This is a genomic window from Brevibacterium sp. 91QC2O2 (assembly GCF_024580695.1).
In the GTDB taxonomy this organism is placed as follows: domain Bacteria; phylum Actinomycetota; class Actinomycetes; order Actinomycetales; family Brevibacteriaceae; genus Brevibacterium; species Brevibacterium moorei.
In genome coordinates this window covers 1-21,127 of the sequence record NZ_JANIJY010000007.1, presented here as the reverse complement: position 1 = coordinate 21,127, position 21,127 = coordinate 1, and the positions used below count along the sequence as shown (strand labels likewise).

Below are 21,127 nucleotides of genomic sequence, written 5' to 3'. Positions count from 1 at the left end.
GGATGCTTTTGAACGGCAACACGACATTCCGGCACTCAAACGTGGCTCTTCTCTCGGTCGTGGAGGTCACGGCCCCCAATGAAGTGACATCCGATTCGTTCGACGAGGAGCTGGCCTCCACGCTCGAACACCTGCACCTGCCCAAGCGCCTGCTGCAGCGGGTGGCCGGGGTGAACGCGCGCCGCAACTGGGACGATCCGCATGATTTCATCGCCGGTGCCGCCCAGGCCGGCCGCGATGCGCTGGCCCGGTCGGGGGTCCCGGCCGAGTCGATCGGCCTGATGATCAACACCTCGGTGACCCGCGAGTCCCTGGAGCCCTCCGTCGCGGTATCGGTCCACCACGGGATCGGGCTGCCCACCTCGGCGATGAACTTCGATATCGCCAATGCCTGCCTGGGCTTCGTCAACGGCATGACGCTGGCCGCGACGATGATCGATTCGGGACAGATCGACTATGCGCTCATCGTGGCCGGCGAGGACGCCTCCCGGGTGCAGCGCGCCACGATCAACCGGCTCTCCCGCGACGGCATCACGCGCGAGGAGTACCTCAACGAGTTCGCCTCCCTGACCCTGGGCTCGGGCGCCGCGGGCGCTGTGCTGGGCCGGGCAGACCGGCACCCGGAGGGCCACCGGATCCTAGGCGGGGTGACACGGGCGGCCACGTGGAACCACGGACTGTGCGTAGGCGACCACAACGGCATGTTCACCGATACCCAGGGCCTGCTGTCCAATGGCATGGAACTGGTCACCGCGGCCTGGCACGAGGCCCAGGCCAACGGCTGGGACTGGTCCGATATGGACCGCTACGTCACCCACCAGGTGTCCAACGTCCACTCCAACGCCATTTCCCGCGCGGTCGACCTGGATCCGGCGAAGATGCCCAAGACCTATCCCGTGCTGGGCAATGTGGGCCCGGCCTCCCTGCCCATCACCCTGGCCCGACAGGTCGACTCCCTGTCCGCCGGCGACCGGGTGCTGGCCATGGGCGTGGGCTCCGGTCTGAACACCGCGATGACGGAGATCATCTGGTGAGGCTTCCCGCACGGCCCGCCACCACAGTCGACGGCCTGCCCGAATGGGACGCGCGCTGGTCGCGGATCCTGACGGTGCGCACGGCCGATGGCCCCCACACCTTCCACCTGCTCGACACCCTGCCGGCGCTGCGCGAGGCCGGGATCGAACCGACCGGCACCATCGTGGCGGTGCACGGGAATCCGACCTGGTCCTATATGTGGCGCCGGCTGGCCGCCGAGTCCCTGCGCCGTGCGGGCACAGGGACATCGGGCAGCACCGGTGCCGAGGCGAACGCCGGCGCCTGGCGCGTGGTCGCGGTGGACCAGCTGGAGATGGGGTACTCCGAGCGCCTCGAACACGACGCCCTGCCCTCTCCCCGGGGCGAGGGCTACCGCCGGCTGGCCGAGCGGGTGGGCGACTTGGACGCCGTGGTCCACGCGATCCTGCCCGAAGCGCCCTCCACCCAGCGGCTCGTGACGATCGGCCACGACTGGGGCGGGGTCATCAGCCTGGGCTGGGCAACCCGCAATACGGACCTGATCGACGCGGTCATCAGCTGCAATACCGCAGTGCACCAGCCGGAGTCGGCCCCGGTGCCCGCTCCCCTGCAGGCGGCCCTGGCCGGCGGCCTGCTACCCACCTCGACCGTGCTGACCGACGCTTTCCTGCGGGTGAGCCTGTCGCTGTCGGAATCCATGGACCGGACCACTCGCAGGGCCTTCCGCTCGCCGTATCGACATCCGCGCGATCGCGGTGGGATCGGCGCCTTCGTCGCCGACATCCCGGTGGACGCCTCGCACCCCTCCGATGCCGAACTCCAGCGGATCGGTGCGGACATCGCCGCCTATGAGGGTCCCGCGCTGCTGCTGTGGGGGCCGAAGGACCCGGTTTTCTTGGAACGCTATCTGCGGGATTTGCGCCAGCGCCTGCCGCAGGCTGACCTGCACCGCTTCGAGAAGTTCAACCACCTGTTCACCGAGGACGTCCCCTATGCCGGGCTCGTCTTCGACTGGTTGGAACAGCACGTCCCCCACGCGGACACCCCTGCCGGCACTGCATCCGGTACCGGCGCCGCGGCCGGAGCCGGAGCCGAGGCGCCGGACCAGGACGGTACAGGCGCCCGGTCCGATGCGGCCTCGGCCCCGGCGGGGGCCGCTGCGGCCGATACCGACCCCGAGGCCGACGATCCGCCCTTCATCTTCGACGCGCTGGCCGCCCGCGGCGCCGAACGCGCCGTGGCCAGCGTCGATATGACCAAGCGGCCGGCCCAGGCGATCAGCTGGGCCCACCTGGCCGGCGTGGTCGATGCCATCGCCAAGGGCCTGGGGCAGCTGGGCCTGCAGAAGGGCGACCGGGTCAGCCTGCTGGTGACCCCCGGCAACAATCTGACGGCCGCGGCCTATGCCGTGCTCAAGGCCGGCGGCGTGGCCGTCGTCGCCGACGCCGGCCTGGGCCCGGCGGGGATGACCAGGGCGATCAAGTCCGCCGACCCACAGTGGATCATCGGCGAGGCCCCCGGCCTGGCCCTGGCACGCGGCGGCAATTGGCCGGGCCGCCGGATCTCCGTGAGCCCCATGGGCCTGCTGGCCCGCAAGGGCCTGCGCGTGGAGACCAGCCTGACCGAACTGTCCCGTACCCCGGTACCCCGCCAGGATATGAAGGCACCGGGCCGCAGTGCCGCCGCGCTGGTGGGCGAGCAGGCTCCGGGACTCGACGACGACGCCGCGATCCTCTTCACCTCCGGCTCCACGGGCCCGGCCAAGGGCGTGCGCTATACGCACCGCAGGCTCGGCGAACTGATCCGTCTGCTGGGCTCGCGGTTCCACGTGGAACGCGGATCCGGCCTGGTGGCGGGCTTCGCGCCCTTCGCACTGTTCGGACCCGGTCTGGGCGCCACCAGCGTCACCCCGGACATGTCGGTGACCAAGCCGCGCACCCTGAGGGCCGCGGCCCTGGCCGATGCGATCTCCGCGGCCGACTGCACCATGGCCTTCGCGTCCCCCGCCGCCTGGACGAACGTCGTGGCCACCGCCGATGAACTCGACGCCGAACAGCTCGAGGCCTTCGGGCGCATCGATCTGGTGCTCTCCGCCGGCGCCCCCGTACCGCTATCGCTGATGGACGAGCTGACCCACTGGTTCCCACGCGCGCAAATCCATTCGCCCTACGGAATGACCGAGGGCCTGCTGCTGACCGACATCGATCGCGACGGAGTGGCCGCGGCAGCCGCCGACCAGGACGATCACGGGGTCTGCGTCGGCACTCCGATCCCCGGTGTGCACCTGGCCCTGGCACCGCTGGACTCTCAGGGCGTGCCCGCCGAGGAGCTGCTCCTGGATCGGGAAGCCCACGGCAAGCTGGGCGAATTCGTCGTCAGCGCCCCGCACATCAAGGCCGGCTACGACAATCTGTGGAAGACCGATGAGCAGTCCAAGCGCGATACCGCCCTGGGGCTGACCTGGCACCGCACCAATGACATCGGCCATATCGACACCTCCGGGCGGGTCTGGCTGGAAGGACGCGTCCAGCACGTCATCACCGCGCCGGCGGGCCCCGTGGGCCCCGGCGGGATCGAGGCAGTGGTCGACGAACTGCACGGGGTCACCCGTTGTGCCGCGGTGGGCGTCGGGCCGGTGGGCACCCAGGCGATCGTCGTGGTGCTCGAACCCACCGCCGAGATGCCGGAGCCGGGCCAGGCTCCCCTGGAGATCACCGAGCAGGTCCGCTACACGGCGCAGCGGGTCCTGGGCCTGGACGTGGCAGCCGTACTGGTCCCGCCGAAATTCCCCACGGACATCCGCCACAACTCCAAGATCGACCGCTCGGCACTGGCCGACTGGGCGGCCTCAGTGCTGGCGGGCGGTCCGGTGAGGAAGTTCTGATGCGCGTCCTGGTGACGGGGGCCTCGGGCCTGCTGGGCTCTTCGGTGGCACGCGCCCTGGTGGCAGCCGGGCATACGGTGACCACCCTGCAGCGGCGGCCCTCCGGGGTGGACGGCGCACACGATGTGTTGGGCTCCACCACCGATTCCGAGGCGGTGGCCAGAGCCATGGCCGGCGCCGCCGCTCCGGGCCCGAGGGCCGGCCAGGACGGTGCTGCGCAGAGCGCCGCCGACGTGCCGGGTGCCGGCCAGGACGCCGTGGTGCACCTGGCGGCCAAGGTGTCCATGGCCGGTGACCCGGCCGATTTCGATCGGGTCAACATCGACGGCACCCGCAATGTCGTCACAGCCGCGCGGGAAGTCGGAGTGCCGCGCTTCGTGCACATCTCCTCGCCCTCGGTGGCCCATGCCGGGACCTCGATCGTGGGCGAGGGCGCGGGACCGGCGGATCCGCAGCGGGCCCGCGGCGACTACGCCAGGACCAAGGCCGCCGGCGAACTCATCGCCCTGGGCGCCGACGCAGATGACTTCCGGGTGCTGGTGCTGCGGCCCCATCTGATGTGGGGTCCCGGCGATGCCCAGTTGACGGAGCGGATCATCGACCGCGCCAAGGCGGGCAGTCTGCCGATCCTGGGCAGCGGGGCGATGCTGGTCGACACCCTGTTCGTCACGAACGCCGTGGACGCGATCGTTGCCGGACTGACCGCGGTGGACCGGGCGCACGGTCAATCCCTGGTGGTGACCAATGGGCAGCCCCGGCCGATCGGCGAACTGCTGCGGCGCATCGCGATCGCCGGAGGTGCGGCCGAACCGCACCTGCGGGTGCCCGCCGCGGTGGGACGGGCCGCGGGAACGGCGGTGGAACGGGTCTGGAACCTAAGCGAACACGACGACGAACCGCCGCTGACGCACTTCCTGGCAGAACAGCTGTCGACAGCGCACTGGTTCGACCAGCGCCGCACCCGTGAGGTCCTGGACTGGACGCCGGCGGTGTCGATCGAGCAGGGGCTGGAGCTGGTGGCCCGGGCATACGCCTGAAACCGGAACACGTCGTTTCCCCGCCGACACGGCCCTACAGTGGCGTGTTCATGGGCAAACGACGTGTTCCGACGTCCGGGCCCCTATTCCCGGGTGGCGCGGCGCAGCAGCTGTGCCTGCTGGGTGCGCACCGAGTCGCGCATCGAGTCCGCGCTGCGGCGCACCCTGGTGTCGCGGTCCCCGCCGCGGATCGCAATGTGCAGCCACTCCATCTGCCCGTCGAGCCGGCCGGCGGACTCCGCAGCATCGCGCAGGCCCTCCAGTAGGTTTTCCGGAACCTCGCGGTCGTACTTGTAGTAGATCTTGTGCTCCAGGCTCGCCCAGAAGTCCATTGCGATGGTGCGCAGCTGGATCTCGACCACGGTGTCGACCTGGCCGGTGGACAGAAAGACCGGTACCTTGACGATAAGGTGCAGGCTGCGGTAGCCGTTGGGCTTGGGCCGGGCGATGTAGTCCTTGACCTGCAGAATCTGGATGTCGTCCTGCCCGCTGAGCAGTTCGAACACATGGTAGACATCTGTCACGAAGCTGCAGACCACGCGCACTCCGGCGATATCGGTCAGATTCTCCCGCAGTTCATCCAGGTCCCCCGACAGGCCACGGCGCCTGATCTTGTCCATGATGGATTCCGGGGACTTCAACCGGGAGCTGATGTGCTCGATCGGGTTGTACTCGCCCAGTTCTTCGAATTCCTCGACCAGATTGTTCAACTTGGTCGTGACCGTGTCGATGCCGAACTTATAGGGAAGCAGGAACCGGGTGACCTCGGATTTGAGATCCTGGAACCGACCGCGCAGTTCCTCCCGCCCGTCTTCGGTCAGGGCCGGCGCGCTACCGCCGTCCAGGGCGCGGCCCAGCATTCGGCCGAGTTCGCTCAGGACCTTGCGTTCGCGCGGGGTTATGTCGGGGGTCATCTCACTCACGTGAGCAACCCTAGTGCCGGAAATTGAAACCTGGCTGGGTCTTGCGGGGGTCTGCGTTCCCCGCACGGGCCGGCACGTTGAACCGACCGGCGGTGCGCGCAGGCGTACCAGCTCGGACGCGGTACCGCCAGTTTCCGTGATGCAACGCACGTCGGCTACTGTGGGCGCTACAGACAATCCCCAGCCCATCGAGGAGGATCGGCACCCCATGTCAACGACACCGAATCCCTATGAAGTGGCCGCAGCGCGCGCCGCAACCGACCCGGAGTCCTTCTGGCTCGAAGCCGCAGACCTGATCTCGTGGACCAAGAAGCCCACCAAAGCGGTCGACGACAGCCGTGCGCCCATCTACCGCTGGTTCCCCGACGGCGAACTCAATGTCGCCTACAACGCACTGGACCGCCACGTCGAGGCCGGCCGCGGCGCCGACGCGGCCCTGATCTACGACTCGCCGGTCACCGGCACCAAGCGCACCTACAGCTATGCGGAACTGACGGACTTGGTCGCCCGCTTCGCCCAGGGCCTGGCCGATCACGGCGTGGTCAAGGGTGACCGGGTCGTCATCTACATGCCGATGATCCCCGAAGCGGTCATCGCCATGCTGGCCTGCGCCCGGCTGGGAGCGATCCACTCGGTGGTATTCGGGGGCTTCTCCGCGGCGGAACTGGCCGTGCGCATCGACGACACCGCCCCCAAGGCGATCGTGGCGGCCAGCTGCGGCGTGGAGCCCAAGCGCATCGTCGACTACAAACCGCTGCTGGACCAGGCGATCGAGCTGGCGGCCGCGAAGCCGGAGTTCGTCGTCGTCAAGCAGCGCGAGCAGCAGCCGGGCGACCTCGTCGCCGGCCGCGATCTGGACTTCGACGAGCTGCTGGAGGCCACGCAGAAGCAGGCGCCGTGCACCCCGGTGAAGGCCACCGACGAGCTCTACGTGCTCTACACCTCGGGCACCACGGGCAAGCCCAAGGGGATCGTGCGCGACTCCGGCGGCTATGCCACCGCGCTGGCCTGGTCGATGCCCAACCTGTTCGACCTGCACCCGGGCGACACGATGTTCACCGCCTCCGATGTTGGCTGGGTCGTGGGCCACAGCTACATCGTCTATGCTCCCCTGCTGGCCGGAGTCACCACGGTGCTGTTCGAGGGCAAGCCGATCGGCACGCCCGATGCCGGCACCTTCTTCCGCGTGGTCAGCGAACACAAGGCCAATGTCTTCTTCGCCGCGCCCACCGCCATGCGCGTCATCCGCAAGGAGGACCCGGAGGGCGAACTCATGAAGAAGTACGACATGGACCAGCTGCACGCCTGGTACATGGCCGGCGAGCGCCTGGACCCGGACACCTACGAGTGGACCACGGAGAAGCTCAAGGAGGCCACGGGCCGCGATATCCCGGTCATCGACAACTGGTGGCAGACGGAGACCGGCTGGCCCATCGCGACGAATCCGATCGGCCTACACAAGTACCCGCTCAAGGCCGGCTCTCCCACCCTGCCGACCCCCGGCTACCAGGTGGAGATCCTCGACGCCGCGGGCAACCGGGTGCCGGCGGGCCAGGACGGCCTGGTGGTCGTCAAGCTGCCGCTGCCGCCGGGCACCATGGCCACGGTGTGGGGCGATGACGAGCGGTTCATCTCCTCCTATCTGTCTGCCTTCGACGGCTACTACCTGACCGGTGACGGCGGCTATCTGGACGAGGACGGCTACGTCTACGTCATGGGCCGCACCGACGATGTCATCAATGTGGCCGGCCACCGCCTGTCCACCGGTGTGCTCGAGGCCGCGATCGCCGCGCATCCGGCCGTGGCCGAGTGCGCCGTGATCGGCGTGTACGACGAGACCAAGGGCCAGGTTCCGCGCGCATTCGTGGTGTTGAAGAATCTGCCAGACGGTGTGCCCCAGGACATCCGGGATTCGCTGGTCAAGCAGGTGCGCACCGAGGTGGGCCCGGTTGCGGCGCTGAAACAGGTCGACATCGTCGATGCCCTGCCCAAGACCCGCTCGGGCAAGATTCTGCGCAAGACGATGCGCGAGATCGCCGACGGCAAGGCGAATGTCGTGGTGCCCTCGACGATCGAGGACGCGGGCGTATTGGACAACCTGCGCGGGGCCCTGTCGGGCAACTGACGCGCAGTCCTGCACCGTTCCACACGGATGCCCCGGAAGCGGGGTGATGACCAGGTATACCGGGTCATCACCCCGCTTCCGGGGCATCCGTGGTCGTCTGTGGTGTGGAGCGTGCCCGTCAGTCGTTGGCGATGTCGAAGGGGTCGGTGACATCCGACCGGCCCAGGGCACGGGCGGCTGCCAGGAAACCGGTGCGGATGTGATCGGCCATCAGTGCGCCGGCACCCTCGGCGTCGACGGCATGGGCCGCGTCCAGCAGTTCGGCGTGTTCATCGGTGGATTCGCCCGTGCGCACATCGTCGTCGAGGGTCAGGTCCCATGGGAAGGCGTCCCATTTGTTCGCGATCTCCGCGGCGAGGCCCGGTGAACCGGCGCGCTCGTAGAAGAAGAAGTGGAAGTCCCGGGTGAGTTTGTTACGGCCGGGTCCGTCACCGGCGGCCACCGCCGCGCGCAGATCTGCCAGGATGCGCTGGGCGCCCTGGAGTTCGAACCGGGAGATCCGCAACACCGCCCTGCGCATCGCATAGGGTTCGAGCAGCATCCGGATCTGGTAGAGGCCGGTCACCCAGCCGAAGTCCACCCCGGCCACCCGTACTCCACGGTGCGCCTCGGAAATCACCAGGCCGTCGGACTCCAGGCGTTGCAGGGCCTCGCGCACGGGGGTGATCGAGGCGTCGAACCAGTGTGCCACCTGGTCCTGGCGCAATCGCACCCCGCGTTCCAGCTCGCCGGAGAGGATTCGCCGGCGCAGTGCCTCTGCGATGATGTCGCGTTTCGTCTGCATCGGGGACTCCTTGTTCGTCGCGGCATATCATGCATTATCCTTAAGAAAATATATCAACGAAGATACGCGCCGTCGTGCGCCTGGGAGGAGTTCCGTGATCAGCGAAGAAGAACAGGCCATGGTCGACACCGTCGCGGCCTGGATCGACGCCGAGGTCAAACCGACCGTGGGCGAATTCGAGAAGTCGGGACAGTACCCCACCGACTGGATCGAGCAGATGAAGGAGATGGGGATCTTCGGCCTGGCGATCGCGGAGCCCTGGGGCTACGGCGGAGTCTCCGGCGAGGCCTACGCCATGATCGCCGCCGAGCTGGCCCGCGGCTGGATGACCCTGGCCGGCGCCATGGGCGGGCACACCGTCGTGGCCAAGCTGCTCCAACTCTACGGCACACGCGAACAGCAGGACAAGTACCTGCCGGGGATGGCCACCGGCGAGATCCGCGCGACCATGGCACTGACCGAACCCGGCGGCGGATCCGACCTGCAGGCCATGACGACCCACGCCGACTTCGACGAGGCCGCCGGTGAGTACGTCATCAACGGCGCCAAGACCTGGATCACCAATGCCAGGAAGGCCGACGTCACCGCCCTGCTGCTCAAAACCGACCCGAGCGCGCAGCCGCGCCACTCGGGGATCTCGATCCTGCTGGTGGAGAAGGTCCCCGGCTTCGAAGTCTCCCGCGATCTGCCCAAACTGGGCTACAAGGGCATCGAGAGCTGCGAACTGTCCTTCGCCGACGCCCGTGTGCCGGCCGATGCCCTGCTGGGCGGGGTCGAGGGCAAGGGCTTCGCGCAGATGATGAAGGGCCTGGAGACCGGCCGGCTCAACGTCGCCGCGCGCTCGGTCGGGGTGGCCCAGGCCGCACTGGACGACGCGGTGCGCTACGCCCAGGAACGCGAGTCCATGGGCAAACCGATCTGGAAGCACCAGGCGGTGGGCAATCTGCTGGCGACAATGGCCACCAAGACCGAGGCAGCCCGCCAGCTGCTGCTGCACGCCGCGCGCACCTACGACGCCGGCGGCCGGGTGGACATGGAGGCCGGGATGGCCAAGCTCTACGCCTCCGAGGTGGCCGCCGAGGTGGCACTGGACGCGATCCGGGTGCACGGCGGATACGGCTACTCCACGGAGTACAGCCCGGAGCGCTACTACCGTGACGCGCCACTGATGATCGTGGGCGAGGGCACCAACGAGATCCAGAAGAACGTCATCGCCGGCCAGCTCATCAAGCGCAACAAGATCTGAACGCACTACGTCCGAACGCACCACAATCCGAATGCACGACAACCCGAAGGAGACCAATATGACCACGCACTTCGGCTGGCAGGGCCGCTACTTCGAGGACTTCACCATCGGCGACGTCTTCGAACACCCCCTGGGCCGGACCATCACGAGCACCGACAACACCTGGTTCACGCTGCTGACCCAGAACACCGCGCCCGTGCACTTCGACCACGAATACGCCAAGCGCACCGAATTCGGCAAACCCCTGGTGAACTCGACCCTGACGGTGGCCCTGATCACCGGGCAGAGCGTCACCGATGTCTCGCAGAACGTATTCGCCAACCTGGCCTGGGACAAGATCGTCCTGCCCCACCCCCTGTTCGAGGGCGACACCCTGCGCTCGCGCTCCACGGTGACGGCCACCAGGGAGTCCAAGTCCCGGCCGAACATCGGGATCGTCACGGTGCACTCTGAGGGCTACAACCAGCACGGGGACGTGGTGTGCGCCTTCGAGCGCACCGTCATGGTCTACCGCCGCGGCCACGGCCCCAATGCCGAGCGGGTCGCCGAACTCGAGGGCTGAGCAAGGCAGTCCGGTCGCCCGGCACTGGCGGTGCAAGCCGCGCAGGCAGTGCGTGCTACACAAGCAGTGCGTGCCGCGCAGGCAGTGCAGGGCGACCAAGCTCACGCCGAATATTACGATTTGGTCACAGCGTCCGTTCGGGTTCGGCTCCTACACTGGGAGACATGCTCTCGACGAACTCGACTAGAAGGCGTCCCGCGCGCCGCCGAGGCGCCGGTGCGACGGGCGCTCGTGCAACCTCGCGCGCAGCGGCCCGACAGAAGCGATCGGGAAGGGCCGGGCACAGGGCCACCGCGATCGCGGCATCGGTCATGGTCGTGCTCATGGTCGCAGTCGGCGGCATCGTCTGGGCCGGCAATGTCCTCAGCTCCCCGCATGCCCCGCAGACGGTGCGCAGCCTGCATCTGACGGCCGATAACCTGACGTCTGCGCAGTCGACGAACGCGCAGACGATCATCGGCGTGGGCAAGACCGCCAAGGTGGGCGAGGACGGGATCGTCGTAGCGCTGATGACTGCGCTCCAGGAGAGCACTCTGTACAACCTGGATCACGGAGACAGAGATTCCAGGGGCCTGTTCCAGCAGCGCCCCAGCCAGCAATGGGGCACCGACGAGCAGGTGCAGGATCCGGTCTACTCCGCCCGTGCCTTCTACGGGATCAACCCGCAGTGCCCCAATGTGGGACTCAAACAGGTCAAGGGCTGGAAGACCATGAAGAAGAACGACGCGGCCCAGACCGTGCAGGCCTCCGGCTACCCCGAGGCCTACGCCAAATGGGAGCAGACCGCCTATGACATCCTGTCCAAGTACGGCGACTCTCCGGCGATCTGAACGCACTGTTCAGCCCCAAGTTCTCACAGTCCCAGCGGCAACGACCCCGGTGACAGGTTCGGGCTGCTCAGGGACGGGTTCGGGGGCGGCTGCTGTATTCGCGGCGGCCTCGACTAGAATCCGGTGACGTGGACAACTCTTCAGCGCATACGCACCAAGTCGACGCCCAGCTGCCGGAAAAGGTGGCCCCGGGCGCCCTGGAGCATGCGGCCGAGGTCTTCAAGGCCCTGTCCACCACCTCGCGACTGCGCATCCTGCTGACCCTGACCGCCCGCAGCGCCTCGGTGTCCGAGATCGTCGACGAGACCGGCTTGTCCCAGCCGTTGGTATCCCAGCACCTCAAGCTGCTGCGCGGCCTACACCTGGTGACGGTGGAGCGCGTGGGGCGCGAGGCCATCTACTCCCTCGCAGACGACCACGTCAGCCACGTCATCATCGACGCACTGGCACACGTGGAGGAGTAGGGCGGATGCGGGCCGAACGGAGATACTCGCCCGGCCCCACCCCGGCGCATCACCCAGCCTGATAGCCCCGCTGGAACGCCTTGATCCGCTCCAGGGCCTCGGCCACGGCCTCGGGTCCGGCCGCCAAGGACAGGCGCACGGCGGAATTGCCCTCGATCGTGTCGAAGTCGGTGCCCGGTGACAGCGCGACAGCCTGCTGGTCCATCAACGCAGAGCAGTACTCGGTGGCGTTGGCATAGGGGCCCAGGATGTTGTCGACCTTCGCGTACATGTAGAAGGCGCCATCGGCCGGGGCCACGTCATACCAGCCCAGTTCCGGAATCGCGTCGAGCACCATCTGCCGGGCCTTGGCGAAACCGTTGAGGGCCTCGAAACCCTCCTGGTAGGACCGCTCGGTGAAGGCCTCGACCGCTGCGACCTGGCTGGGCACGGGCGGGCACAGCGTGAAGTTGCCTGCCAGGCCGGACATGGCCGAGGCGACGTTCTCCGGCACGATCGCCCAGCCCAGACGCCAGCCGGTCATACCCCAGAACTTGGAGAAACTGGAGATGACGATGGCGTCGGGGTTGATTTCGGCGGCCGTCACGCCCAGCGCATCGGGGGCGGACAAGTCGGTGGCGAAGGTCAGGCCCTGGTAGATCTCATCGGAGACCAGGCGGACGCCGTTGGCCGCGCACCAGCCGGAGATCTCGGTCAGCTGGGCGCGGTCGAGCATCGTGCCCGTCGGATTCGCGGGGCTGGCGATGACCAGGCCGGACAGCGGCGACTTCGCGTGTTCGGCCGCCAGTTGGGCGACCGTGGGCTGGTAGCGTTCGGCCGGGCCGCAGTCGAGTTCCACGACCTCCAAGCCGAGGCCGGCCAGAATGTTCTTGTACGCCGCATAACCGGGCCGGGCCAGGGCAACGCGCTGGCCCACATCGAACACGGCCAGGAACCCCAGGGTGAAGGCACCGGACGATCCGGTGGTCACGAAGACCCGATCAGGGTCCAGCTCGAGGCCGTACCAGCGCTTGTAGTGCCCGGCGATGGCCTGGCGCAGCACGGGAATGCCGTTGACCGGGGAATAGCCCAGGTTCGTCCCATCGGTGAAGACCTTGGCGGCGCGTTCGCGCACATCGGTGGGCGCGCCCTGACTGGGCTCCCCCACGCATAGGGAGATGACATGTCGGCCCTCGGCAGCCATCTTGGCAGCACGGGCGACGATGTCCATGACAAAGAACGGGCTGACTGCGCTGCGTTCGGAGACTCCGAGGCGGGGAACGGTGTTTTCGGTCATATCCTCACACTAACGCGTCCACCGGACCCGGCCGACAGGATACCCCGATTCGTTCGCCGGCTATCGGTGGTCGTCCATCGGGCATCGTCTATCGGGCATCACCCGAACAGGTGTCCTTTGAGGTGGGCACCGCTTAGGCCGCTCAGGTTGAGTCCCAGCGTCTTTTCGGTGGTACTCGCCAAGTGGGTGCCGGTTGGGTTGGGTGCCCGAGCCTTGCCGGTGGTACTCGCGGGTTGGGTGTTCCTCGGGTGGGGTTCCGGCGCCTTTCGGTGGTACTCGCGAGTTGGATGCTAGTCGGGTTGAGTTCCTGCGCCTTGTCTGTCGTGTCAGATGCGCGCGCATACCCTGCCACCCAGCGCATCTGCTACCACCGAAACAGACAACCATTACTCGGCAAACATCGGAAACCAGTTTCGAATAAACCCTTCCCATTATGAGTGGCCTGCGCTACACTTGAAGTAGGTCAGGAAACCCGATTCGGACAGTGAAGTCCCCTTCGGTTTTACGGCTCGTCTTCCCCGACATTCATCAAGCACGCACGCGTGTAGCCAGTTCGGCCGGCGTCTCGGTCGGGATACAGGAGGAGGGAAGAAGTCATGACCATCGATTCCACCCTCCCACGTGCTGGTTCCCCCGATCCGGATGAACCCGTAGGCTCGTCCGGAAACCGTCAGGATTCTGTAGGCGGCAGTCCTGGCCATCTTCCGGACTCGGCTGATGGTGCCAGGGTCTTCGCCCGCCCGGCGGACCCCTTTTTGACTTCTGAAGATTGGGAGCGTCTACAGGAGATCGCTCCGGAACTCGCTGTTGCGGCTGAGTCACTCGCTGGTCTGGGTGCCGGTGTGGGCACGGATCCCAGTCTCGACGCTTCCGACCTGCTCCTGGTGCTCAAGGGAATCGAACACCTGTCCCGCGTGACCGCCTCAACGGAGGCTGTTGTTCTGGCGCGGGCCGAATACGAGGTGCCCACTGTTGATTATGGTGCGAAGACTCTTCCGGCCCTGGTGACTCGCCTGTTGAGGATTGATGGGGCGGCCGCGAGGCGGCGGGTGCGGTTCGCACACGCGATCGGTGCCGGCCGGTCTCTAACGGGTGTGCGTCTGGAGCCGGCCTACCCTGAAGTTGCCCACGCGGTGGCTGGTGGGGGTGTGTCGGTGGATCAGGCGCAGGCGGTAATCCGCGAAATCGAGAAGATCCCCACCCAAGTGCGACACGTCCACCACGCCACGGCCGAGAGACTGTTGGTTCAGACGGTGCCGAGTGTTGATGTGGACCAGGTTCGTGTGTTGGGTTCTCGGATCCGGGACTACCTGGATCCTGATGGACGCTTCGCCGAGGTTCCACCGTTGGTTGATGAGTATCACGTGACCGTGACGCCGCGGAGGAATGGTGCGTGGAATCTCACGGGTCTACTGGATCCGGTGACGGGTGGGAAGTTGCATGGGCTCTTGACGAATCGGCAGGAACCCGGACAGGACACGACGGGAGTGGACGCCGGGGATACCACCGCGTCCGGCAGGCCGGACATGAACTCCAAGGAGACTCCGGGAGAGGGCACCGGTGTGCCCGGTGACGGGGCTGACCCCGCTATGGCCGACGCGCCGCCTAGTGGCCTTCCAGCCAGCGCGGTGACGGTCGATGGGCAGACTACGACTAAAGCCGACCACCCGTTCGGGTATCGGGATCGGCCCGATGGCGCGCGGCGGCATGACATGTTCGCCACGCTCATCGACCGGGCTGCCGCGTCGGGTCCGCAGGGTGCGGGGATGGCCCTGGTGGTCACGGCGACTGCTGAAGAGTATGCGCAGGACAAGGCGGAGGTCGAGTCCACGGCAGGCCCGATCGGGTTGCAGGATCTGGAATCCCTGTCTCCGGGTGCCCTCGTGTACTTCCAAGCCACACAGCCAGGTACCCGGGAAGTCACCGTGCACAGTGCTAGTCGGTTTGCTACGCGGCGGCAGGTTGAGTTGATCGCCGCTCGTGATCGGGGGTGCACGTTCCCGGGGTGTGATATGCCGGTGGGGTGGTGCGATGCCCACCATATGATCCCCTGGTCCTCTGGTGGACCCACGACGGTGGCGAATCTGACCTTGGCGTGCCGGTTCCATCACACGTGGCATGACCAGCATGGGTGGAGGGCCGAGTTGATCGGTGGTTTGCCTGCCTGGATTCCTCCCCGGCATGTGGATCTGGAGCAGCGGCCGGTGTTTCATTCCCGGTTCGCGGCTGCCCTGGTGGATGTGAGTGCTGCGCGGAACGCTGCGGGTTTGCCGCCGGTGTGGGTGCCGGAGGATTTCTCCCCACCTGACTGGAACGCAGAATCGGACCTGTCGGATTCACCCGATCCACCAGGCCCGCCAGACTCGTCTAAGACTTCGGGTTCACCGGGTTCATCCACGACATCGGGGACCGGCACTCCGCCTGCCACAGGTGCTCCGGGTGCCTGCACATCCGGCACCGGTCCTCCGGACCCCGGCACGCCGTGGGGCACTCATGGGTCCTACACCGGGGATGCGGGCATCGACCCCGATGCCGATGACACGGATCTCCCACCCTTCTGAACCACGGTAGGGTCTACTCCAGGCCGGCCACGGCCAGGACCTCAACGTGCCCTCGTCCGACGTCCCATCCGTAGTACTCCAGGAACGGCGTCAACAGCATTCGCTGCAGTGTCCTAACTCACCTCCACATGATTTGTAATTTCCCCCGGCCCCCCGTAGAGTTATACCTGTTGACGCGGGGTGGAGCAGTTCGGTAGCTCGCCGGGCTCATAACCCGGAGGTCGTAGGTTCAAATCCTGCCCCCGCCACGGAAACCCTGGTTGCACCAGGTTGCTGAAAGCCCCGAAGTTCTCACTTCGGGGCTTTTCCCATGTCTGGCCGAGAAAACCCGTAATCCACGCCAGCCGCCCGAGCCCGGCGGAAGACCGGCCCCACCTCTCAGGGGATAACATCCGCCAGGTGCACCCCATACCTCTAATCGAACGTCTAACGACGCTCTCGAGCGCCCGCACTCCGTGGCAGAATCGAGCCATGGTCACACTCACCGTTGAGCTCGGAGACATCACCACCTACCCCGTCGATGCGATCGTCAACGCGGCGAACAATGCCATGCGCGGAGGTGGCGGCGTCGACGGGGCGATCCACAGGGCGGGCGGACCCGCAGTTCTTGCCGACTGCATCGCCCGTTTCCCCCAGGGCCTGGCCACCGGCGATGCCGGCTGGACCACCGCTGGCGAACTGCCGGCCCGCTGGATCATCCACACCGTGGGCCCGAATCACAATGCCGGACAGCGCGACCGCGGTCTGCTCACCTCCTGCTACCGTCGTTGTCTCGAGGTCGCCGACGACCTGGGCGCTGCGAGCATCGCCTTCCCCCTCATCAGCGCCGGAGTCTACGGCTGGCCCAAGGACGATGCGATCGCGGCGGCAGTGGGCACGATCCTGGACTCCCCCACCCGGGTGGAACGCGCTCTGCTCATCGCCTTCGACCAAGCCACCCACGACAGGATCCGGCGCGCCCTGGACCAGCGCACCGGGCCCACCGTCTGAGGCGCCGACCATGCCCCGCGGCCCCGTATCCTCAGGACCCACAGGCTGGAGGAGTCCGCGCGTCCTGCGCCCAGCCCTCATCGCGCTCTGGTGCCTCGATGGGCTCATCGCCTGCGTCCTCGGCTGGATCACGCCGGCGGCCCTTGACGCAAGCACCGTCGTGAACTTCGGCAGCGCCGTCTACGGCTTCCTCCCGGCAGACAGTCCTCTCGGCGCGCTGACCACCGGCGCCGCCCTCGCCGTCGGAGTGCTGGGCCTGGTGGGATTGGCCGGGCAGGGGGTCTACGGAAACGCGACCGGCACCGGCACCGCCTGGGGCGCGGCGAATCTGTTCGGAGTGCCCATGCTGGGGGCGGGAGCCGCAGCGGCCCTCAACCTCGGCCTGAACAGGGCGAACCCCGGCACGGTACTCACCGCCGGCGCGATCGCGCTGTGCGGGTTGGTCCTCGTCTGTCTCCCGATCCTGGCCCGGCGCGGGGTCGCCCGCCTGGAAAGGCTGCGGGAACATACCAAGGACATCGGCACTCGCACCACCGCCCGGGTAGCGAAGGCCACGCGTGTGACACTCAACGACGTCGATCGGTGGAAGATCTGGTTGGAGTACCAGGATGCGCAGGGACAGGCCTGGCACATCACCCACGTCCTGCCGATCGGATCGTCAGACCGGCCCCAGGCGGGCCACTTGTACTCCCTCACCTACGATCCTGCACACCCCGGCAGCAAATCCCGCACCTTCGTCCACGGTCCGGTAGGACGCCGGATCCCGGGAACGGGGAGGAACCGGCGGCCGGGCAGGCTACCCTGAACCACCCGCGCGTTCCCGCAGGCCGGGAGCCCCATAGGATTGATGGGGACAGGCCCCAACGCAGCACCGTGGCAACGTAAGGAGACCCATGTCCATCTCACTGGTGACCGGCGGCGGCATCGCCCTGGTCGTCCTCGTCATCCTGGTGGTGGCAGCCCTCTTCGGCTACATCACCTTCCGCCGCGCATATCGGGTCGCGGCGCCCAATGAGGCACTCATCATCACCGGCGGCAAGGCCAAGAAGGCCAAGGGCGATATCGACCTGGAGTCCGCAACCCGGATCGTGGTCGGCGGCCGGGTCTTCGTGCGCCCTCTGCTCGACCGCGCCTACTCCATGGATCTGTCCTCACGCCAGATCGGCGTGCAGATCGAGGCCATGAGCTCGAATTCGATCCCGCTGGTCCTCGAGGGCGTCGCTCAGATCAAGGTCGGCGAGGACATCGCCGATATCCGCCGTGCCGCCCAGCGCTTCCTGGATCAGCAGGACGATATCGACAAATACTCCAGGGAACTGCTCTCGGGCACGATGCGTTCGGCCGTCGGTACGCTGACCGTCGAACAGATTCTGCGCGATCGCGCGACCTTCGCGGAGAAGATCCGCGAGGATGCACTGGAATCGATGAACAACCAGGGTCTGGTGCTCGATACCTTCCAGATCATCTCGATCGAGGACCGCGACGGCACCTACCTGCGCGATCTGGGCCGACCCGAGGCCGCGGCCGCCGCCAAACGTGCCTCGATCGCCGAATCCGAGGCCAACCGCGAGGCCACCGAGGCACAGAACCGCAACGCCCAGCTGATCGCAGACTCGCAGAAGGAACTGGAACTGCGGCAGGCCGCGATCCAGCAGGAGACGGCCAGCCAGAAGGCCGAAGCCGAGGCCGCCGAACAGCTGGCCAAGGCCGAACAGCAGCAGCGGATCCTGGCAGAACAGCAGAAGATCGCCGAGGCGAACAACGATCTGAAGGAACGCCAGCTGGTCGCCGAGGTCCGCAAGCCGGCGGACGCGAAGAAGTACGAGTCCCAGCAGACCGCCGATGCCCAGCGCTATGCGCGCGAGCAGGCCGCGGAAGCCGAACTGACCGAATCGCAGCGCCGCGCAGACGCAGCCCAGGCCAAGGGCCGTGCCGATGCCGCGATCGTCCAGCAGCGGGCGGAAGCCGAAGCCTCCGCGACCCGTGCCAAGGGCGAGGCAGAAGCACTGGCGGTCGAGGCAAGGGGCCGGGCCGAGGCCTCGGCCGCTGCGGAGAAGGGCCGGGCGGAAGCCGAGTCGATTGCGGCCGCCGCGGACGCCTACGCCAAGTACACCGACGCCGCGCGCCTGTCCGAGGTCCTCAAGGTTCTCCCGGAGATCGCAGGTCGCCTGGTGGAGCCCTACGGCAATATCGAGAAGCTCTCGGTGATCTCCACCGATGGGGAATCGAAGCTGACGCAGAATGCTGCGGTCAACCTCGAGAAGACCATCGACATGGTCTCCTCGACGACCGGCTTGGACGTCCACGGGCTGCTCGGATCGCTCATGGACAGGTCCGCGGGAACAGATCCGGCGGCTACCCCGCGGACCCGCACACGGAACGAGGCGCCCGGCGCCCCCGCAGGGACTCCGGACGCCTCGGATGAAGCCGCGCAGAAGCGGGACGAGCCTACTTCTTGACCTTCTTCACGACCTTCTTGTCACCGGCGACGATGAACAGCAGTCCGCCGATGATGGCCGCGTTCTTGGAGAACTGAACGATATCGCCCGGCCGGGCATCCGCGTCCTTCTCCCAGAAGGAGTGCCCGGCCAGGGTGGTGGGCACCAGCGTGGCGGCCAGGCCCAGGGCGGAGACCCGCGGCAGGAGGCCCAGTGACAGGGTTGCACCGAACAGAGCCTGGGCAGCACCGTTGAGCCGCACAGCGGTCTCATCGTCGAACGGCAGGGGGACGACTCCGCGGATCTGATCCAGCGTCTTCTTGGCGACCTCGGGCCGCTGCCCCGGGTTCAGGGCCGCCTGCGCGCCCAGATAGGCGATGCCACCGCCCAGCAGGGTACGAGCGCCGGACTTGAGAAGCTTCTTCACAATCATGATTCCCCTTTGGTATCACCGTTGGTCTGCATCTCCAGCCTAGCCGTGCCGTGGGCTGCCTGCCACTGGCGCACCCAGGACCTGCCGTAATCGTTTCCATTGGGCACCCGCATGACCGTGTGCACATGGAACCGCTGCGGGAAGTCGTAGTCGAGGAAGACACCGCAATGGTGGTCGAGTTCGACGATGAGCACCGGGGACTGAAACCGGTAGTAGAAGACATCGCCCACCTGGTGCCCGCCGATCCAGCTGAAGTGCGCCTCGTCGAGGTGGTCGGCGACCTCACGCAGTTTGGCCGCCCGGGGGCCTGCGGGCAGGCTGATGAGGAAGGTCCCCACCAGGTCGAGCACCGCCTGTTTGGCCACATCGTCCAGTTCTGCCACCGGCACGCCCTCGTAGGGGATGACCCGATTGTCCTGGAAGGCTCCGGCCAGGTGGCGCTCATCGCCCGGGTGGACGCGTCCTTCGGGCATCGCCGGGTCGACGATCTGCTCATAGGTCACGGCGCGCTCCAGCTGTTCCGGGCTCAGCAGTGCCATCAGGTCCGTGCCGGCATCCACCCGGTCGTCGAAGGAGCGCAGGCCTGCGTCCGGACCGGCGTCGATCTCATTGGGTTCGGCCCCGTGGAACACCGGGCCCAGGGTCATCCGACCCTCCACCACCAGGCAGTTGACCGCGCAGTGGTGGCCGTAGAGCTGCCAGCCCCAGGGCGCGATGGGATCGGGTGTGCCGTAGACGGCGAAGTTGTAGCTGAAGTCGCCCAGGATCGCAGGCAGGCCCACGACCTCGCCCAGGAAGCCGTGGATCCGCATCATCGCCCTGGTCAGCTCATAGCCCTCGGGGCTCAGGCTGGCGCGCACCAACTCCAGAGCCGCCTCTCGGACCGCCTGCGAGGCGAATTCCAACCGCACACCCGTGTCGAACTGCATGAACTCCGGGTTCGCCCAGGTCTGCCACTGCGCGGCATCGACCTCGTAGCGCAGCTTGTCCCTCTCCTCCGGGGTGCAGACTTCGAACAGGGCCGAGGCCGTGGTCCAGCAAGAGGGCGGAGAGTTCCACTTCCCTGCCGAGGGGGCTTCGGCAGAGCCCAGGCGGAACTGGACCTGGTCGTCGTGGGACCGCCCCCTGACACCCCGGACGGGCGCTGAGGCCCATCGACGCACATCATCACGCTCGCATTCCCTCAGCCGGCGAAGTCTCACCTCTGCTGGTGGTGGCTCCACACACGCGCCGGTGGCAGCAAAACCCACGAGGTTTGCTGCCACCGGTGCACGTGTCGAGCCACTCCCCCAGAACACCCCCCCAAGCACTCCCCGAGGGATCCAGGCGGATGCGTCCACTGGGTGGTCCTCAACACCCACAAAAAGAAGAGAGCCCGCGTGCGAGCCCCACCCCCTACAGGGCGGCTCAAGCACACAGGCTCCCTCATATACAAAAAATTGCGGCGGTGACCTACTCTCCCACACACTCCCGCATGCAGTACCATCAGCGCAATCGGGCTTAGCTTCCGGGTTCGGAAAGGGACCGGGCGTTTCCCCAACGCTCTCACCACCGCAAAAC

Annotated in this window: 17 protein-coding genes, 1 tRNA gene and 1 rRNA gene; 13 read left to right on the top strand and 6 right to left on the bottom strand. The window is 67.2% G+C overall.

The genetic code is table 11. The features are described from left to right. Positions 1 to 2: 2 nt before the first annotated feature. From NQ036_RS07105 to NQ036_RS07095, 3 genes are read left to right on the top strand one after another with little or no spacing between them, the layout of a single operon-like run. Positions 3 to 1,034 carry a 3-oxoacyl-ACP synthase III gene (locus NQ036_RS07105; RefSeq protein ID WP_257047792.1) on the top strand — a complete coding sequence of 344 codons (1,032 nt, stop codon included), beginning with the start codon at positions 3 to 5 and terminating at the stop codon, positions 1,032 to 1,034. Beyond that, the gene (locus NQ036_RS07100; RefSeq protein ID WP_257057964.1) at positions 1,031 to 3,898 is read left to right on the top strand and encodes an alpha/beta fold hydrolase; all 2,868 of its coding nucleotides are present in this window, start codon (positions 1,031 to 1,033) and stop codon (positions 3,896 to 3,898) included. The genes NQ036_RS07105 and NQ036_RS07100 overlap by 4 nt, the downstream gene beginning before the upstream one ends. Further along, positions 3,898 to 4,935: an NAD(P)-dependent oxidoreductase gene (locus tag NQ036_RS07095; RefSeq protein ID WP_257057963.1), complete on the top strand. Its 1,038-nt coding sequence runs from the start codon at positions 3,898 to 3,900 to the stop codon at positions 4,933 to 4,935. Before NQ036_RS07100 ends, NQ036_RS07095 begins: the two co-directional genes overlap by 1 nt. Before the next feature lie 83 nt (positions 4,936 to 5,018). Here NQ036_RS07095 and NQ036_RS07090 read toward each other — a convergent pair whose 3' ends face one another. Next, positions 5,019 to 5,849, bottom strand: coding sequence for a GTP pyrophosphokinase family protein (locus NQ036_RS07090; RefSeq protein WP_306427876.1), 831 nt, complete (start codon positions 5,847 to 5,849; stop codon positions 5,019 to 5,021). 217 nt (positions 5,850 to 6,066) lie between these two features. Between NQ036_RS07090 and NQ036_RS07085 the strand changes: the two genes are divergently transcribed. Beyond that, positions 6,067 to 7,983, top strand: coding sequence for an acetate--CoA ligase (locus NQ036_RS07085; protein WP_257047788.1), 1,917 nt, complete (start codon positions 6,067 to 6,069; stop codon positions 7,981 to 7,983). Between the two features lie 118 nt (positions 7,984 to 8,101). Here NQ036_RS07085 and NQ036_RS07080 read toward each other — a convergent pair whose 3' ends face one another. Beyond that, entirely contained in the window at positions 8,102 to 8,767 is a 666-nt protein-coding gene (locus NQ036_RS07080) for a GntR family transcriptional regulator (protein WP_257047787.1), read from the bottom strand. A 94-nt stretch (positions 8,768 to 8,861) separates the two neighbouring features. On the opposite strand from NQ036_RS07080, the gene NQ036_RS07075 reads away from it, so the two are divergent. From NQ036_RS07075 to NQ036_RS07060, 4 genes are all read left to right on the top strand, one after another. Next, complete coding sequence (locus tag NQ036_RS07075; protein ID WP_257057961.1) at positions 8,862 to 10,013, top strand: acyl-CoA dehydrogenase family protein; 1,152 nt, start codon at positions 8,862 to 8,864, stop codon at positions 10,011 to 10,013. A gap of 58 nt (positions 10,014 to 10,071) precedes the next feature. Beyond that, positions 10,072 to 10,575 carry a MaoC family dehydratase gene (locus NQ036_RS07070; RefSeq protein ID WP_257047785.1) on the top strand — a complete coding sequence of 168 codons (504 nt, stop codon included), beginning with the start codon at positions 10,072 to 10,074 and terminating at the stop codon, positions 10,573 to 10,575. Between the two features lie 164 nt (positions 10,576 to 10,739). After that, on the top strand, positions 10,740 to 11,405 hold the full coding sequence (locus NQ036_RS07065; protein ID WP_257057959.1) for a peptidoglycan-binding protein: 666 nt from the start codon (positions 10,740 to 10,742) through the stop codon (positions 11,403 to 11,405). A gap of 182 nt (positions 11,406 to 11,587) precedes the next feature. Beyond that, the gene (locus NQ036_RS07060) at positions 11,588 to 11,869 is read left to right on the top strand and encodes a metalloregulator ArsR/SmtB family transcription factor (RefSeq protein ID WP_257047909.1); all 282 of its coding nucleotides are present in this window, start codon (positions 11,588 to 11,590) and stop codon (positions 11,867 to 11,869) included. A gap of 49 nt (positions 11,870 to 11,918) precedes the next feature. Here NQ036_RS07060 and NQ036_RS07055 read toward each other — a convergent pair whose 3' ends face one another. Further along, positions 11,919 to 13,145, bottom strand: coding sequence for a pyridoxal phosphate-dependent aminotransferase (locus NQ036_RS07055; protein WP_257057957.1), 1,227 nt, complete (start codon positions 13,143 to 13,145; stop codon positions 11,919 to 11,921). A gap of 755 nt (positions 13,146 to 13,900) precedes the next feature. On the opposite strand from NQ036_RS07055, the gene NQ036_RS07050 reads away from it, so the two are divergent. The 5 genes from NQ036_RS07050 to NQ036_RS07030 all read left to right on the top strand — a co-directional run bounded on the left by NQ036_RS07050 (position 13,901) and on the right by NQ036_RS07030 (position 19,155). Continuing rightward, on the top strand, positions 13,901 to 15,706 hold the full coding sequence (locus NQ036_RS07050; RefSeq protein WP_257057954.1) for an HNH endonuclease signature motif containing protein: 1,806 nt from the start codon (positions 13,901 to 13,903) through the stop codon (positions 15,704 to 15,706). A gap of 174 nt (positions 15,707 to 15,880) precedes the next feature. Beyond that, positions 15,881 to 15,954, top strand: a tRNA-Met gene (locus NQ036_RS07045). Between the two features lie 223 nt (positions 15,955 to 16,177). Then, positions 16,178 to 16,696, top strand: coding sequence for an O-acetyl-ADP-ribose deacetylase (locus NQ036_RS07040; RefSeq protein WP_257050000.1), 519 nt, complete (start codon positions 16,178 to 16,180; stop codon positions 16,694 to 16,696). Between the two features lie 10 nt (positions 16,697 to 16,706). Next, positions 16,707 to 17,501 (top strand): hypothetical protein, encoded by a 795-nt coding sequence (locus NQ036_RS07035; protein ID WP_257049999.1) that lies wholly within the window; start codon positions 16,707 to 16,709, stop codon positions 17,499 to 17,501. An 88-nt stretch (positions 17,502 to 17,589) separates the two neighbouring features. Further along, a complete protein-coding gene (locus tag NQ036_RS07030; protein WP_257049998.1) occupies positions 17,590 to 19,155 on the top strand; it encodes a flotillin family protein in 1,566 nt (521 codons plus the stop codon). Here NQ036_RS07030 and NQ036_RS07025 read toward each other — a convergent pair. The 3 genes from NQ036_RS07025 to rrf all read right to left on the bottom strand — a co-directional run bounded on the left by NQ036_RS07025 (position 19,145) and on the right by rrf (position 21,123). After that, complete coding sequence (locus tag NQ036_RS07025; protein WP_257049997.1) at positions 19,145 to 19,567, bottom strand: DoxX family membrane protein; 423 nt, start codon at positions 19,565 to 19,567, stop codon at positions 19,145 to 19,147. The two genes, NQ036_RS07030 and NQ036_RS07025, sit on opposite strands and share 11 nt — an antisense overlap. Beyond that, the gene (locus tag NQ036_RS07020) at positions 19,564 to 20,730 is read right to left on the bottom strand and encodes a DUF3500 domain-containing protein (RefSeq protein WP_257057952.1); all 1,167 of its coding nucleotides are present in this window, start codon (positions 20,728 to 20,730) and stop codon (positions 19,564 to 19,566) included. Before NQ036_RS07020 ends, NQ036_RS07025 begins: the two co-directional genes overlap by 4 nt. Positions 20,731 to 21,006: 276 nt before the next feature. Beyond that, a 5S ribosomal RNA gene (gene rrf / locus NQ036_RS07015) occupies positions 21,007 to 21,123 on the bottom strand. Positions 21,124 to 21,127 lie beyond the last annotated feature (4 nt).

Coding starts and splice junctions, on each gene's coding strand:
- NQ036_RS07105 (WP_257047792.1), top strand. CDS start 3: ATGCTTTTGAACGGCAACACGACATTCCGGCACTCAAACGTGGCTCTT.
- NQ036_RS07095 (WP_257057963.1), top strand. CDS start 3,898: ATGCGCGTCCTGGTGACGGGGGCCTCGGGCCTGCTGGGCTCTTCGGTG.
- NQ036_RS07090 (WP_306427876.1), bottom strand. CDS start 5,849: ATGACCCCCGACATAACCCCGCGCGAACGCAAGGTCCTGAGCGAACTC.
- NQ036_RS07085 (WP_257047788.1), top strand. CDS start 6,067: ATGTCAACGACACCGAATCCCTATGAAGTGGCCGCAGCGCGCGCCGCA.
- NQ036_RS07080 (WP_257047787.1), bottom strand. CDS start 8,767: ATGCAGACGAAACGCGACATCATCGCAGAGGCACTGCGCCGGCGAATC.
- NQ036_RS07070 (WP_257047785.1), top strand. CDS start 10,072: ATGACCACGCACTTCGGCTGGCAGGGCCGCTACTTCGAGGACTTCACC.
- NQ036_RS07065 (WP_257057959.1), top strand. CDS start 10,740: ATGCTCTCGACGAACTCGACTAGAAGGCGTCCCGCGCGCCGCCGAGGC.
- NQ036_RS07055 (WP_257057957.1), bottom strand. CDS start 13,145: ATGACCGAAAACACCGTTCCCCGCCTCGGAGTCTCCGAACGCAGCGCA.
- NQ036_RS07040 (WP_257050000.1), top strand. CDS start 16,178: ATGGTCACACTCACCGTTGAGCTCGGAGACATCACCACCTACCCCGTC.
- NQ036_RS07035 (WP_257049999.1), top strand. CDS start 16,707: ATGCCCCGCGGCCCCGTATCCTCAGGACCCACAGGCTGGAGGAGTCCG.
- NQ036_RS07030 (WP_257049998.1), top strand. CDS start 17,590: ATGTCCATCTCACTGGTGACCGGCGGCGGCATCGCCCTGGTCGTCCTC.
- NQ036_RS07025 (WP_257049997.1), bottom strand. CDS start 19,567: ATGATTGTGAAGAAGCTTCTCAAGTCCGGCGCTCGTACCCTGCTGGGC.